The 14,880-nt window shown below is 35.7% G+C and carries 11 protein-coding genes and 1 other annotated feature; of the genes, 1 reads left to right on the top strand and 10 read right to left on the bottom strand.

Annotation, left to right across the window (positions count from 1 at the left end; translation table 11 throughout):
- Positions 1 to 252 precede the first annotated feature (252 nt).
- A complete protein-coding gene (isdG, locus tag ACXVYO_RS19735) occupies positions 253 to 576 on the top strand; it encodes a heme oxygenase (RefSeq protein ID WP_458468282.1) in 324 nt (107 codons plus the stop codon).
- A gap of 65 nt (positions 577 to 641) precedes the next feature.
- Here isdG and srtB read toward each other — a convergent pair whose 3' ends face one another.
- From srtB to polX, 10 genes are all read right to left on the bottom strand, one after another.
- A complete protein-coding gene (srtB, locus tag ACXVYO_RS19730) occupies positions 642 to 1,406 on the bottom strand; it encodes a class B sortase (protein ID WP_458468281.1) in 765 nt (254 codons plus the stop codon).
- Positions 1,407 to 1,437: 31 nt separating this feature from the next.
- Complete coding sequence (locus ACXVYO_RS19725; protein ID WP_458468280.1) at positions 1,438 to 2,208, bottom strand: ABC transporter ATP-binding protein; 771 nt, start codon at positions 2,206 to 2,208, stop codon at positions 1,438 to 1,440.
- Positions 2,198 to 3,181 (bottom strand): FecCD family ABC transporter permease, encoded by a 984-nt coding sequence (locus ACXVYO_RS19720; protein WP_001036817.1) that lies wholly within the window; start codon positions 3,179 to 3,181, stop codon positions 2,198 to 2,200. The genes ACXVYO_RS19725 and ACXVYO_RS19720 overlap by 11 nt, the downstream gene beginning before the upstream one ends.
- Positions 3,182 to 3,208: 27 nt before the next feature.
- Positions 3,209 to 4,090: a heme ABC transporter substrate-binding protein IsdE gene (gene isdE, locus ACXVYO_RS19715; protein WP_458468279.1), complete on the bottom strand. Its 882-nt coding sequence runs from the start codon at positions 4,088 to 4,090 to the stop codon at positions 3,209 to 3,211.
- Between the two features lie 69 nt (positions 4,091 to 4,159).
- Complete coding sequence (locus ACXVYO_RS19710) at positions 4,160 to 6,847, bottom strand: NEAT domain-containing protein (RefSeq protein ID WP_458468278.1); 2,688 nt, start codon at positions 6,845 to 6,847, stop codon at positions 4,160 to 4,162.
- Positions 6,848 to 6,866: 19 nt separating this feature from the next.
- The gene (gene isdC, locus ACXVYO_RS19705) at positions 6,867 to 7,574 is read right to left on the bottom strand and encodes a heme uptake protein IsdC (RefSeq protein WP_458468277.1); all 708 of its coding nucleotides are present in this window, start codon (positions 7,572 to 7,574) and stop codon (positions 6,867 to 6,869) included.
- Between the two features lie 498 nt (positions 7,575 to 8,072).
- Entirely contained in the window at positions 8,073 to 9,398 is a 1,326-nt protein-coding gene (brnQ6, locus tag ACXVYO_RS19700; protein ID WP_458468276.1) for a branched-chain amino acid transport system II carrier protein BrnQ6, read from the bottom strand.
- 113 nt (positions 9,399 to 9,511) lie between these two features.
- Positions 9,512 to 9,762 (bottom strand) — a binding site (T-box leader).
- 109 nt (positions 9,763 to 9,871) lie between these two features.
- A complete protein-coding gene (locus tag ACXVYO_RS19695) occupies positions 9,872 to 10,561 on the bottom strand; it encodes a 23S rRNA pseudouridine(2604) synthase RluF (RefSeq protein WP_458468275.1) in 690 nt (229 codons plus the stop codon).
- A 196-nt stretch (positions 10,562 to 10,757) separates the two neighbouring features.
- Positions 10,758 to 13,118 (bottom strand): endonuclease MutS2, encoded by a 2,361-nt coding sequence (locus ACXVYO_RS19690; protein WP_458468274.1) that lies wholly within the window; start codon positions 13,116 to 13,118, stop codon positions 10,758 to 10,760.
- Positions 13,119 to 13,137: 19 nt separating this feature from the next.
- Complete coding sequence (gene polX, locus ACXVYO_RS19685) at positions 13,138 to 14,856, bottom strand: DNA polymerase/3'-5' exonuclease PolX (RefSeq protein WP_458468273.1); 1,719 nt, start codon at positions 14,854 to 14,856, stop codon at positions 13,138 to 13,140.
- Between the last annotated feature and the right edge of the window lie 24 nt (positions 14,857 to 14,880).

Here is a 14,880-nt window from a genome sequence, read left to right as displayed (position 1 = left end):
AAAAAAGAGACTGAAAAAAACAGCCTCGTTTCACTATACCATATTATTGCTTTGCTAGTACAACTCGCTCATTCTCTCGCTTAACTGCCCCATATTTACTACATTTTGAACTGAATTTCTTACTGTCCAACATAATAGAAAAAATCCTTATATATTTCATATTTACCATTGACAATGATAATGATTTTCATTATCATTTAATGTATATGAGTTCTCGAAAATACAGGCTACATTTAATAGGAGGAATAAAACATGATTATTGTTACAAATACAGCTAAAATTACAAAGGGAAATGGACATAAATTAATTGATCGTTTTAATAAAGTAGGTCAAGTTGAAACGATGTCAGGCTTTTTAGGATTAGAAGTTCTTTTAACTCAAAATACAGTTGATTATGATGAAGTAACAATTAGCACACGCTGGAATGCAAAAGAAGATTTCCAAGGTTGGACGAAGAGCTCAGCATTTAAAGCAGCTCACTCACATCAAGGCGGAATGCCAGATTATATTCTTGATAATAAAATCTCTTACTATGATGTGAAAGTTGTACGTATGCCAATGGCTGCAGCACAGTAAACATATTTCTTTAAAGTATAGAATATGAGAAGCGTTACCACTTCTCATATTCTATACTTTTTTATTTACTGTCTTTTTACTAGTTTCGCATGCACGACTAACCTTCCTGCTTCCGGATCAAGTGCATAGTCACACGTCGAAAGTGTTACGATTTGATCACTTGCTGCCAATTTTGTATCCGTTTTGTACAGCGATTTTTCTTGGATTTTCTCCAAAAATGATGTGTATTCTGTATCACTGCTAAAATCCGTTTCAATGTAATAAAAATCAGTTGTTGTTGTATACACCGAGAACACTTCAAGGTCATATCCTTCAAATAATGTATCGTAATATAATTTACGATGTGACATGAAAAACTCTTCATCTAACATTTTCTTTAAACTTCCAAACATAGAACCATCTTTCATACGGTGACCATATAAAATAGTATTTCGATTTTGAGATTTCACATCATTACGATAGTCCATAAAGATGCTTCCTGCTCTCATATCTTCACCTTTATAATTACGAAATAAATAGTAATCATTGTCTTTCGCTTGAACGATTGGATAATTAATTTGTGTATCATCCATCGTAATCCACCCAACTATTTCTTGGTTAATTTGCTGCAGAGCTTTGAACTGTTTACGCACTTCCCCGTCTTGTGATTGCTCTTCCATCGGACTTTTGTCATAAATGTTTTGTGCTTCGGCCATTACTTTACGATTTTCATAGTAATCCATGAAAATATCCCCTAATTCATATACTGAATAGAAAAAGGTACCTAAAAAAACAACTGTAAGTATTCGTTGAAAAAAAGAATTCTTCTTCCGTTCTTTTTTACTACTCAAATTATCACCTCAAAACGGATTGTTCGCATATTTAAATACCCATTGGGACCATATACAGCCCTGTATCTTCATCTTGCTTTACAACGACATCTACACCGTATATCGTCTTTATCATACTTTCTGTCACAACATCATTCGGCTTACCTTTCGTAACAATCTCACCGTCTTTCATAACAATGATATGATCACTATAGCGAATCGCCTGATTAATATCGTGTAATACCATAACAATCGTCAATCCATGTACTTCATTTAACTCTTTTACTAACTCTAATATTTCAAGTTGATAATAAATATCTAAATAGGTGGTCGGTTCATCTAAAAAGAGCATTGGTGTTTTCTGAGCTAACGTCATAGCAATCCAAACACGTTGTCTTTCTCCACCAGATAAAGCATGAATCTCTTTATCACGTTTACTTAGTAAATTCGTACATGCTAAAGCCCTTTCGATTGCTTCTCTATCTTCATCAGTTTGCGAGGAAAAAATATTTTTATGAGGCATACGACCAAAACTTGTTAATTTCTCCACCGTCATATCTGCCGGTGCTTCATTTTGTTGATGGACAACGGCTAACTTTCTAGCAAACTCTTTCGGTTTATATTGGCTAATCGCCTTCCCATCCAGTATTACCTCTCCGCTACGAGGATCGTAATTTCTTGACATCACGCCAAGTAATGTCGATTTCCCACAGCCGTTTGGACCAATAATTGTTGTAATTTTACCAATTTCTATTTCACTACTAACCGACTTTAATCGATCCGTTACATTATCATACGAAAAGGTTACATTTTTAATTTCCATGAACTTTATCACTCTTTCTAAGCAAGAATATTAAGAATGGGCCACCAATAACTGCCATAATCGTCGCCGCTGGAATTTCGTTAGGTGGCACAATTAACCTTCCAATCGTATCCGCCGTCAAAATTAATAACGCTCCTGCAAGAGCAGAAAATGGAATTAATACTTTATGATCTGAACCGACTAATTGTCTTGAAATGTGCGGAACGAGTAATCCTACGAAAGCAATAACACCTGCAATCGCTGTTGATACTGCCGCTAAAAGTACTGCAATAGCAGAGATAATAAGACGAACTCTCGTCACGTGCAAACCTAAGTTTTTCGCAGTCTTATCTTGTAGCGATAATAAGTTACACCACGCTCCTACAAACAGAGCAAGAATAAGACCAATTGTTCCATACGTAACCATTATTTCTACATCGCCCCACGTCTTCATCGTTATGTTAGAAGTCGTCGTTTGCTTAATACTCTTAATGAAATATCCACAAATTGTAATGAATGATTCATTTAATCCAGTAAACATCGCATTAATCGCTATACCAACTAAAATAATGCGAAGTGGACTTAGCCCTGACTTCCACGAAAATGCATAAACGAGATAACATGCGAACGCACCACCTAAAAAGGCGAATACTGGTGTCCAGAAAAAGAATTGCGGGAATAACGTAATAATAACAAGTGTCATAAAACTTGCTCCTGAAGAAATACCGATCACTCCAGCATCAGCAAGTGGATTTTTCATAACCGCTTGAAAAAGCACACCTGAAACAGCAAGAGCCGCCCCGGTGAACAGCGCAATAATAATACGCGGGAAACGTAAATCTTTAATTACTTCAACATCTTCATTGGCTCCTGTAAATATTCCTTGCACAAGGTCCACTATCCCTATTTCTAAACTCCCTTTCATTGCTGACAATGATGTCATAACAATAAGTAATACAGTAACAATGAAGAAACTCCAAGTTTTTTTATTCATTCCACTCTTCCTTTATATTAAAATGCATCACGGATACATCATTTTCTTCAATTCATCTAACGCTTCAATTGCTTCTAAATTTCCTGTCGTTCCAAATAAACGCTCTTCTAAATCGTAAACACGATTATTTTTAACTGCAGCGAAGTGTTTCCAAATATCATTTGTTTTAAATTCTTTATCAAACATTTTTACAACTTCATCAGGCATACCATGTGCCGCTCGTAAAATAATGTCTGGATCTGCTTTTTTTAAATACTCTGTATTAGAGGCTAAATACTCTACTTGCTCACCTTGTACAATGTTTTTACCGCCTAATTGCTTCACTAAATCTCCAATGTAAGAATGCTCCGTTGCTACTAAATAACTCCCCGGCACACCTAATAAAATAAGCACTGTCGGTTCTTTCTTTCCCTTTACTGCTTTTTGAATCTCTGTAACTTTGTTATCTAACTTCGTTACAACTGCTTCCGCCTGCTTCTCACGTCCATATTGCTTACCTAATTTACTAATGGAATTTTGCATATTTTTTAAACTAGTTAAGTCTACAAAGTTTGCTTTCATACCTATACCATCAAAAACTGGCTTTAATTCATATTCAAGTGTTGTCACGGATAATACTTCTGACGGCTTTAATGATTTTACCTTTTCCATATCAGGACTCATCGGATTCCCGACTTCAGGTATACCTTTATATCTCTTTGGTAAATCTTTCGTACTTGTTGGAACACCAACTAAATCTACTTCTAACGCATCCATAATTTCAGTAACAGCGACTGTCGTGGCAACAACTCTCTCTTTACTCTCACTCTTTACCTGCTTTGCTGCTTCTTTTTTGGGCGCCGAGCATCCAGCTATACTCACTAATAAAATGATAGCCATTAGTACACTTGCAAGTTTCTTCACTCTCAATCACCACTCCTTTCCAAACAATATGAAACAAGTCTTGATGCATGCGAACATGCATCAAGACTTCAAAAATTACAATCTACCTGCTCTATATTTACGAACTAGCAAAGCAAGTGATCCAAGCAGTAGCACCATGTATAAACCTAGTTGTGCTGTATCTGCCGTTTTTGAGTTTTTCTCTTTTTTTGGATCATTTTTTTGTTCTTCTTTTTTCTTCTTATCATCTGCATTTCGGTTAAAATTAGGATTATCTACTTTTTTTACATTATCTACTTTCGGTGTAATCACTGGATTGTTCGGATCATTTTTCGGATCTTTTTTTGGATCCTCTTTAATCGTTCCTAACGCACCAATATTATTTGTATCAAACTGAATTTGGACATCGTAGAAATGGTGGTAGTTCATTTCATTGATATCAACTTTTACTTTTGCATTTAATTTTGCAAATAAATCACTTACTTCAAATTGCACTACTCTCATATTTGCATTTTTATCTTCACTCACGAGTTTTGCATCAGCAAATAGACCATTTTTTTCTGTTTGGAATTTCGTAATCCACGCACTATTTTTCAGTGTCATTTCAATGTACTTTTTACCATCTTTAACGATTAATTTTGCTGGATGTACAGTGTAGTCATACATCTTTGAAAGCTCATTTGTTTTATCTTTTAACACTTTAAATGGAATATCATATTCACCATCTACTAAATTTTTTGGATCAACTATTACTTTTGGTTTATTATTTCCACCTTGGTTGTCATTTCCGCCTTGGTTGTTGTTTCCACCTTGGTTGTCGTTTCCACCTTGGTTATCATTTCCGCCTTGGTTATCATTTCCGCCTTGGTTACCTAAAGCTTTAATACTATTTTCATCAAATACAAATTGAACATCGTAGAAATGATGATAATTCATTGCATCAATATCCACTTTTACTTTTGCATTTAATTTTTTCGATAAATCATCTACTTCTAACTCTACTACTTTTGTATTTTGCTCTTTATTCTCACTTAACACTTTTGCGTTAACAAAAGAGCCATTCTTCTCGAACTCAAATTTTGTAATCCATGCACTATTCGTTAATGTAAACGATACATACTTCTTGCCATCTTTCACTTTTAGTACAGCCGGACTCTTTGTATATGTGTTCATGATTGAAATTTCTTCTGTTTTATCTTTTAAAACTTTAAAGCCAATACTGTATTCACCATCTTTAAGAGCTTTTGGATCAATGGTTGTGTTATTATCTTGGTTATTGTTTCCGCCTTGGTTATTGTTTTCGCCTTGGTTGTTGTTTCCACCTTGGTTATCGTTTCCGCCTTGGTTGTTGTTTCCGCCTTGGTTGCCATTTCCACCTTGGTTGTCTAACGGTTTAATGCTATCTTTATCAAATGCAAATTGAATGTCGTAGAAATGATGATAATTCATTGAATCGATATCTACTTTTACTTTTCCATTTAATTTTTTCGATAAGTCATCTACTTCTACTTCCACTACGCGTGTATCAGCTTTTTTATCTTCACTTAATACACTCGCATCAACAAACGAACCATTTTTCTCAAATTCAAACTTTGTAATCCATGCACTATTCGTTAATGTGAATGATACATATTTTTTACCATCTTTCACTTTTAACACACCTGGACTCTTCGTGTACGTGTTCATCATTGAAATTTCTTCTGATTGATCTTTTAACGCTTTAAAGTTAATGCTGTATTCGCCGTCTTTAATTGTTTCAACATTCGGCTTCTCTACTTCTGGTTTCTCTACCTCTGGCTTTTTATCACCGTCTGGTTGCTTTTCTTCGTTTTTAATTGGCTCAAGTTTATCTTGTTCAAATAAAAGTTGTACATCATGTGTTTGCTTATAGTTTCTTGATGCCATTTCGATAAATACTTTTGTATTTAGTTTTTTTGATAAATCGTCCACTTCTAACTCTACTACTCTTGTATCTTTTTCTTTATCTTCACTCACTACTTTTGCATCAACAAATGCACCATCTTTTTCCGTTTGGAAATTTTTAATTAATGAGCTACTTTTTAGTGTTACAATTGCCTTTTTCTTACCGTTTTCTACTTTTAATACTCCTGGATTTACCATGTAAGTATTCATCTTAGATTCTTCATCTGTTTGATCTTTTAACACTTTAAATGGAATACTATAATTTCCATCGTTAATTGTGTTAGAATTGGGTTGTTGATCTGGGTCAGGCTTTTGGTCGGGCTTCTGACTTGGATCCGGTTTTTCATTTGGATCTGGCTTATTTGCTGGATCCTCTTTTTCATTTGGTTTTTCTACATGAATCGGTGTAATACTATTTTGATCAAATGCAATACGCACATCATAGTCATGATGATAATTTAAAAAGTCTATGTCTACTTTTACTTTCGCATTTAATACTTTCTCTACATCGTTCACTTCAAATTCTACTACTCTTGTATCTTTTTCTTTATCTTCACTAATTACATTTGTTGCAACAAACTGGCCATTTTTTTCTGTTTCAAACTTCGTAATCCATGAACTATGTTCTAACGTAAAGGATACCTTCTTCTTCCCATCCTTCACTTTTAAAGTTCCTGGACTTACAGAATATTGATTCATCATAGATTCTTCATCTGATGTATCCTTAAGAACTTTGAAACCGATTGAATATTCACCGTCAGCTAGTTGGCTTGCTGCTTGAACTGCGAGAGGTTGTAATGTTGAGATGAACGTAAATATCATTAAGCACATCGCAACAACAATTTTAAGATATCTATTCAATGGAATAACGCTCCTTTATTTAGTTTTGACGTACTTTACGAATTAAGAAAACACCTGAAATAAGAATTAACGCTGCAAATAATCCGATGCGTGATTCATCACCTGTTTTTGGATTATCTGTTTTTTCAGCTTTTCCACTTTCATTTGTTCCTTTGCTCGCCTCTTTATTTGCTTCTTTATTCTCTTCTTTATTCTCTTCTTCTTTTACTTGTGTATCTGTTTTTGTTTGATCATTATTCTTTGTTACAGTAGTTGCTTTATTTTCTCCACCTACCGCTTTTACATTTGCATCAAACGCAAAGCGAATTGTGTAGTTATGGTCATAATTTACGTTAGGTACAACAACGTGAATTTTTGCAGCTGCTGGCTTAGATAAATCGTCTATTTTAAACTCTACAGTTCTTTTATCTGCTGATTCATCTTTACTAACAACTTTTGCATCAACAAAATTCCCGTTCTCAGGTGCTTTAAATTCTGTAATCCAAGCACTATGATTCATCGGAATTTGTACTTTCATTTCGCCATTTTTCACAACTAGCTTAGCTGGTTTTTCAAAATAATCATTTGCCATTGAAGCTGAATCATTTTCCGCTTTTTGAATGACATAGTTAATATCATACGTACCGTCAGCTAGTTGTGCTGAAACTTTCCCATATGGCATGACAAGAAAAGCTAGCATACATACGAACGTTATAATAAAAGCGGGTAATACAGAAATCTTTCTCATTTGGCTTACTTCCTCCTTGTTTATCCTTCATCCATACTTTTTGAAAATGATAATTATTCTCAATTTATGAGAAAAAAATAATAATCCTCTATCATTATTTACCTGTAATTTGTTTATGTACTATAGATATTATTGATTATCATTCTCACTGCGTGTTAAAAATAATATCCCTCCCTATTCCTTATAAAGAGCGATTCGCATTTTAACATAAGTCCCTATCTCTTTTGTTGATTATCATTCTCAATGGAGATCAAAAAAAATAAAACTACCATTCACCTACTCTATCACCTCTATCTACAAAAATGATATCGTTATAGAAAACTTTATACCTTTCACTCCTCACTTTCCTTCCAATATTTCCACAACTAAATCAATCTTAGCCTAATGCTAATTTTTTTGTCAACTATATTACGTATAAAACTTTTAATATCTAAATTTCCCTATATATGATTTTCCCTACAAAAAAAGAGACTTTCTTTCATAGAAAGCCTCTTTTCACTATTTTTCTACAGCAACTTCTTGCTTTTGGAATAAAGAAACTACATATCCAATTGCAATTCCAATGATACCCGGAACTAGCCAACCAATCCCTACACTATATAATGGAATCTTATCTAAGATAGGAGCAAGGGCCGCTACTTGAAGATTTGCATTATGCAATCCATCAAAGAAGCTAATTGCAAATGAACCTACAATACCGCCTACATACATAGCTAATGGAAGACGAATATAGTTTTCAACAAGTGATAATACAATCAGTACGATACCAATTGGGTAAATTGCAATTAAAATCGGTAATGCTAATGCGTTTAACTGAGTTAATCCAAGGTTTGCTACCATAAATGCTAATACACAGAAGATGAAAACAACCTTTTGATAAGAAAGCTTTGGTAATAAGGAAGAAAAATATTCCCCACAAGCTGCAACAATACCTACAGAAGTTGTTAAACATGCTGCTGTAATTGCAATTCCTAATAATAAAGTTCCGTAACTACCAAATAAATGATTTACAACGTTTGTTAAAATAATTCCTCCGTTTGCCCCCATTCCAAGAGACACACTAGAAGCTCCAAGGTAAGCAAGCGCTAAATAAACAAGTAGTAAACCAAGCGCTGCAATAAACCCTGCAAAGATTGTTACTTTTGCAATGCTGTTTTTATTTGTAACACCTTTTGTTTTTAACGCATTAATAACAACATTTCCGAAAACAAGTGCTGCAAGTCCATCTAAAGTTAAATATCCATCAATAAAACCTTTAAAGAGCGGAGCACTATACGCTTCTGTCGGTGCACCAAATTCTCCAATTGGTGTAATAAGCGCTTTACCTACGATAATTGCAATAACAGCTAATAAAATCGGAGTTAATACTTTACCGATGCGGCCCACTAATTTCGATGGGTTTAAAGCTAAATAGAAAGTTACGGCAAAGAAAATGAATGTAAAGATAACAAGTGGATACGATTGACCAGCTATCTCACTTGGTAAAAACGGTGCAACACTCATTTCATAAGCAACAGTTCCTGTACGTGGAACACTTACAAATATGCCTAAACATAAATAAATTGCAGTGATAAAAACGAGCGCGAATACAGGGTGTACACGTCCTGCTAGCTCATTAATATCTCCTTTTAGAGCGATAACGATAACTCCTAATAAAGGCAACCCAACACCTGTTACGATAAAACCAAACAACGCAATCCATACATCTGTTCCAGCACCTTGTCCTAACGCTGGCGGAAAAATCATATTACCTGCACCGAAAAATAGTGCAAATAACATTAAACTTATTGCAAACATCTCAGAAAACTTTAAAGATGATTTCATTTCTACTACCTCCTAAATAATTTATTGACAAAATATTCTGAATTAAAATCCGTCATATGTCCTCTTTCAAGCATACTTCCCCGTAAAAGAACGCAAAAAACACCCGTCCCTAACAAAGGGACGAGTGTTGAAATCGTGGTTCCACCCTTATTCTAATAAAATGAATTTATAGCAAAATAAGCTCATTTTATAGCTCGTGTAAATTAATAACGGTTTTATCCGCCAAGAATTACAATGCATCATGCAGTTCACTCTTGAAGTTTAGAGGTGGTAAGTTTGTCTTTCCGTATTAGGAAGCTCACAGCCTAGGCTTCCCTCTCTGAGAATCGTCAAAAACAACTCATGTCCTCATCATTACTTTTATAAAATATCTTGTCGAAACTTGTTGTTTTTTTATTATATGGGCTATTTTTTAAAAAATCAATAGTTTTATTTTTTCTGACAAAAAAATATAGGGAGAAAATATTTCCTCCCTATAACTGCCCTATTAATATTTCTAATTCTTCCGCTGTAACATCCCGCCACTTTCCAGATTCCAATCCATCTAGCTCTATATTCATAATACGAACTCGCTTTAGCTTAGTTACAGTAAACCCGAAGGCACGGCTCATTCTACGAATTTGTCTGTTCATTCCTTGCGTTAAAACGGTGCGAAATGTAGATTGATCCACTCTCGTCACTTTACATGGCTTCGTCATTCCATCTTTAATCTTTACACCGCTGGACATTTCATTAATAAACCAATCTGTAAACGGCTTATCGACAGTAACAACATATTCTTTTTCGTGCTCATGATCACCATGTAAAATTTGATTCGCAATCCCGCCGTCATTCGTTAATAAAATAAGTCCTTCCGACGCTTTATCTAATCGTCCCACAGGAAAGATACGCTCTGGATAATTAATATAATCAATAATATTATCTTCAATATGATCAGCTGCTGTACAAGTAATACCAACTGGTTTATGAAAGGCGATATATACCTTTTCTTTCTCTTCTTTTGCAAGAACCTGTCCATCAATCGTTACAACATCACCATCGTTCACGATTGCGCCGTGCTTACAAATTTCGCCGTTAATTGCAGCGCGTCCTGCTTTGATAAGGCGATCTGTTTCACGTCTTGAGCAAGATTTTGCTTCACTTATGTATTGGTTGATTTTCATGTTTTATTCCTTTTCATATATATTAAAAGCGTCAATCTATGGCAATATCATTCTGCCACGATTGACGCTTTTTTTACTTCGCAAAAACAACTAAATAAATAACCCCAATCACCAAAAATATTCCACAACAAGCTAACAATACTTTTGCAAGTTTGTCCATAAACATATAATGGTTTCCCCTTTGTTTCATTGTTTGCTATTTTAATTCGACCACTGTTACGCCTAGGCCTCCCTCGCCCATGTCACCGTAGCGGTAGTTTTTCACACCGCGATGCTTCTTCAAGTAATCTTGTACACCTTGGCGAAGTGCTCCTGTTCCTTTACCGTGAATGATTGATACACGAGGATAGCTTGCCAGCTGTGCATCGTCTAAATATTTTTCAACGCGCATCATTGCATCTTCATAACGTTCACCGCGAAGATCAAGTTCCAATGAAACGTGGTAATCTCTACCCTTCACACTTGCGACTGCTTTTTTCTCTGTTTGTTTCGGTGTATTAATGTATTCCATATTGGATTCTTTTACTTTCATCTTCAGAATACCAATTTGTACGCTCCACTCTGTATCACTTACCTTTTCAAGTAATTGACCTTTTTGACCGAATGTTAATACTTTTACTTCATCGCCTGCACGTAATTGTTGTTTTGGTGCTGTGTTTTTCACGTTTACTTTTTGTTTCTTCACAAGCTCTGGCGCCGCACCTTCTAGACGGCTCTTCGCTTCAATAAGTTCATGGTCTTTCACGTTTACAAGCTGTGCTTTACGCAATTGACGAAGTTCTTGAATAATGCCTTCTGCTTCTTTCTTTGCAGCTTCGACTTTTTCTTCCCCTTCTTTTTGCGCTTTTAATAATTTTTCATCGCGCTCATCATTAAATTCAATAATTTGACGCTGTAATTCGCGATGCAGTTTTTCAGATTGCTTGCGAAGTGCTTCTGCTTCGTTCCAGTCACGCTCTGCGTTCTTTTGACTTTCTTCTAACTTCGCAATCATATTTTCAATTTTGTTTGTATCTGTACTAATGTGGCTACGAGCTTGATCAATCACGCGATCAGATAAGCCAAGACGCTTCGAAATTTCAAAGGCATTACTACGTCCTGGTACACCGATCAATAATTTATACGTTGGGCTTAATGTATTCACGTCGAACTCAACGCTCGCATTAATAACCTGCTCACGATTATATCCGTATGCTTTTAATTCTGGGTAATGCGTCGTAGCAACAACGCGAGCACCACGATTACATACTTCATCTAAAATTGAAATTGCTAGTGCAGCCCCTTCTTGCGGGTCTGTTCCAGCACCTAATTCATCGAATAAAACTAAGCTTTCAAAATCAGCTTTTTCTAAAATATCAACAATGTTCACCATATGTGAAGAGAACGTACTTAAACTTTGTTCAATCGATTGCTCATCACCGATATCAGCAAAGATATTTTTATATACACAAATCTCTGACTCATCCATTACTGGAATGTGAAGACCAGATTGCGCCATTAATACACAAATACCAACTGTTTTCAGCGTAACTGTTTTACCACCTGTATTCGGTCCTGTAATAACAATTGTCGTGAAATCTTTACCTAACATAATGTTATTTGGCACGATAATTTCTGGATCAATAAGCGGATGGCGCGCTTGTCTTAAATCCATATAACGCTCGTTATTTACGATTGGCTTCGTTGCTTTAATACGCTTCGCATAAAAAGCTTTCGCAAAAATGAAATCAAGATTCGCAACTACTTCTACGTTAGATAAAACGATATCCGCTTCTACTGCCACTTCTTCTGTTAACATCAATAAGATGCGTTCAATTTCTTGTTTTTCTTTCACTCGTGCTTCTTGAAGCGCGTTATTTAATTCTACAATGACTTGCGGTTCAATAAATAACGTTTGTCCAGAAGCTGATTGATCGTGAACAATACCGCCATATACGCCGCGGTATTCTTGTTTTACTGGGATTACGTAACGTTCGTTACGAATCGTTACAATCGCGTCAGATAGCATCTTTTGCGCGTTTGAAGAACGCGTCATATTTTCTAACTTTTCACGAATACGGCTTTCCGCAGTACGAATTTGAGTACGAATACCACGCAGTTTATCACTCGCACTATCGACTACTTCTCCGCCGTCACCAATACAATTTGTAATTTTCTTTTCTAAATCATATAAAGATACAATTTGAGCGACATGAGTTTCTAAAATTGGCAGCTCAACACCATTATCAACCATATCTTCAATGAAACGTTTCATATTGCGACTACCATACATCGTATTGGCAATATCAAGTAGTTCATTTGGGCTTAACATACTTCCAATCTTTGCACGCTTCACATTTGAGCGAATATCCGTAATACCACCTAATGGTGCATTACCTTTTAAACGAATGACTTTCGCTGCTTCATCCGTTGTATCTTGCATTTCTACAATTTCTTCAAAATCAGTGCTCGGCACTAAATGTTTCACTTTGTCACGGCCAAGTGAAGAGGCTGTATGTTCAAGTAATTGCTCTTTTACTTTATTATATTCTAATACACGCAACGTTCTTTCTAACATGTTGCAGGTCCCCCTTGTGTTACTTATTACGTTTAATATAGTCTAATAAACGTTCAATATCCCACGTGTTAATCACGTTATCTTTTTGAATCCAACCTTTACGTGCTGCTGCTACACCTGTTTCCATATCTTCTAACATTTCAAGCGTATGAGCATCCGTATTAATCGCTACTTTTACACCAGCATCTTGTGCTTGTTTTAATAATTTCGCGCTTAAATCTAGACGGTTTGGATTCGCATTTAATTCTAAAACTGTATTTGTTTCTTTTGCGAGTTCGATTAATAAATCTGTATCTACATCATAGCCTGCGCGTCGTCCAAGAAGACGTCCTGTCGGATGAGCAATCATTGTGACATGCTTATTCTCTAGCGCAGCGCGAAGACGTTTCATAATCGTTTCACGGTCTTGTGAGAAGCTAGAGTGAATCGCCCCAATAACATAATCTAATTCTGCTAATACTTCATCATCAAAATCAAGTGTTGCATCCGGTAAAATATCCATTTCAATTCCGCGTAAAATTGTAATGTCTGGATACTTTTCGTTCATACGTTCAATTTCTTTCGCTTGTTCAGAAAGGCGCTCTTTCGTTAAACCATTCGCTACTTTTAAGTATTGAGAGTGGTCGGTAATTGCCATAAATTTATAACCACGAGCACGACATGCCTGTACCATTTCCTCAATTGAAAAAGCACCGTCACTCCATGTTGTATGCATATGTAAATCACCTTGTATATCAGAGAATTGAATTAAGTTTGGATACTCTTTAATTAATTCAATTTCTTTTCCATCTTCACGCACTTCTGGCGGGATAAATGGAAGACCGAAATGAGCGAAGAACTCCTCTTCTGTTTCAAATGTTCTCACTTCACCTGTTTCTAAGTTTTCTACCCCGTACTCACTAATTTTCTCGCCTCTATCTTTCGCGATTTGACGCATTTTTACGTTATGGTCTTTTGATCCTGTGAAATGGTGAAGGGTTGTAATAAATTCTTCTGGTTTTACTAAACGGAAATCGATTGAAATATCATATTCATATTGAAGACGAACAGAAACTTTCGTATCTCCACTTGCGATTACTTCAATCATATTATCAAATTGAAGTAAATGCTCACGTACTGCAGCTGGTTCTGTCGTTGCAATGATAAAGTCTAAATCTTTCACTGTTTCACGAACACGGCGCAAACTACCAGCACGAGAGAAACGAATTACTTCAGCAATATTCGACAATTTCTCCTCTATTTCCCCGGCAATAGGCAATACCATTGCGATTGGTAAACGCTCTGGACGAGATCCTACTTGATCGATTGCTTCTAATATTTTCTCTTCTGTCTTCTTACCGAAGCCTGCTAAAGCTTGTACTTTATTTTCCTCACAAACCGCTTTTAGCGATTCCATATCAACAACACCAAGTTCTTTATATAACTTAGCTACCTTTTTACCACCAAGGCCTGGCAATTTTAATAACGGTAATAAGCTACTTGGCACTTCTTGTTCAAGCTCTTGTAACACTTCAGATGTTCCCGATTCTATATATTCTTGAATCACTGCTGCTGTTCCTTTTCCAATGCCCGGAATCTTCGTGAAATCTTCAATCTCAGAAAGACTACGATCATCACTTTCTAGTGCTGCTGCCGCTTTACGAAATGCAGATATTTTAAATGGATTCGCGCCCTTTAGTTCCATAAACAGGCCGATTGTCTCTAATAATTTAATAACTTGTTTTTTATTTACTTTCATCATTGCCCCGCCTTTCTTTCATAG

The organism is Bacillus sp. BC08, assembly GCF_054326875.1.
The sequence above is the reverse complement of the archived record's forward strand: the minus strand, read 5'-3'. Positions and strand labels throughout refer to the sequence as shown.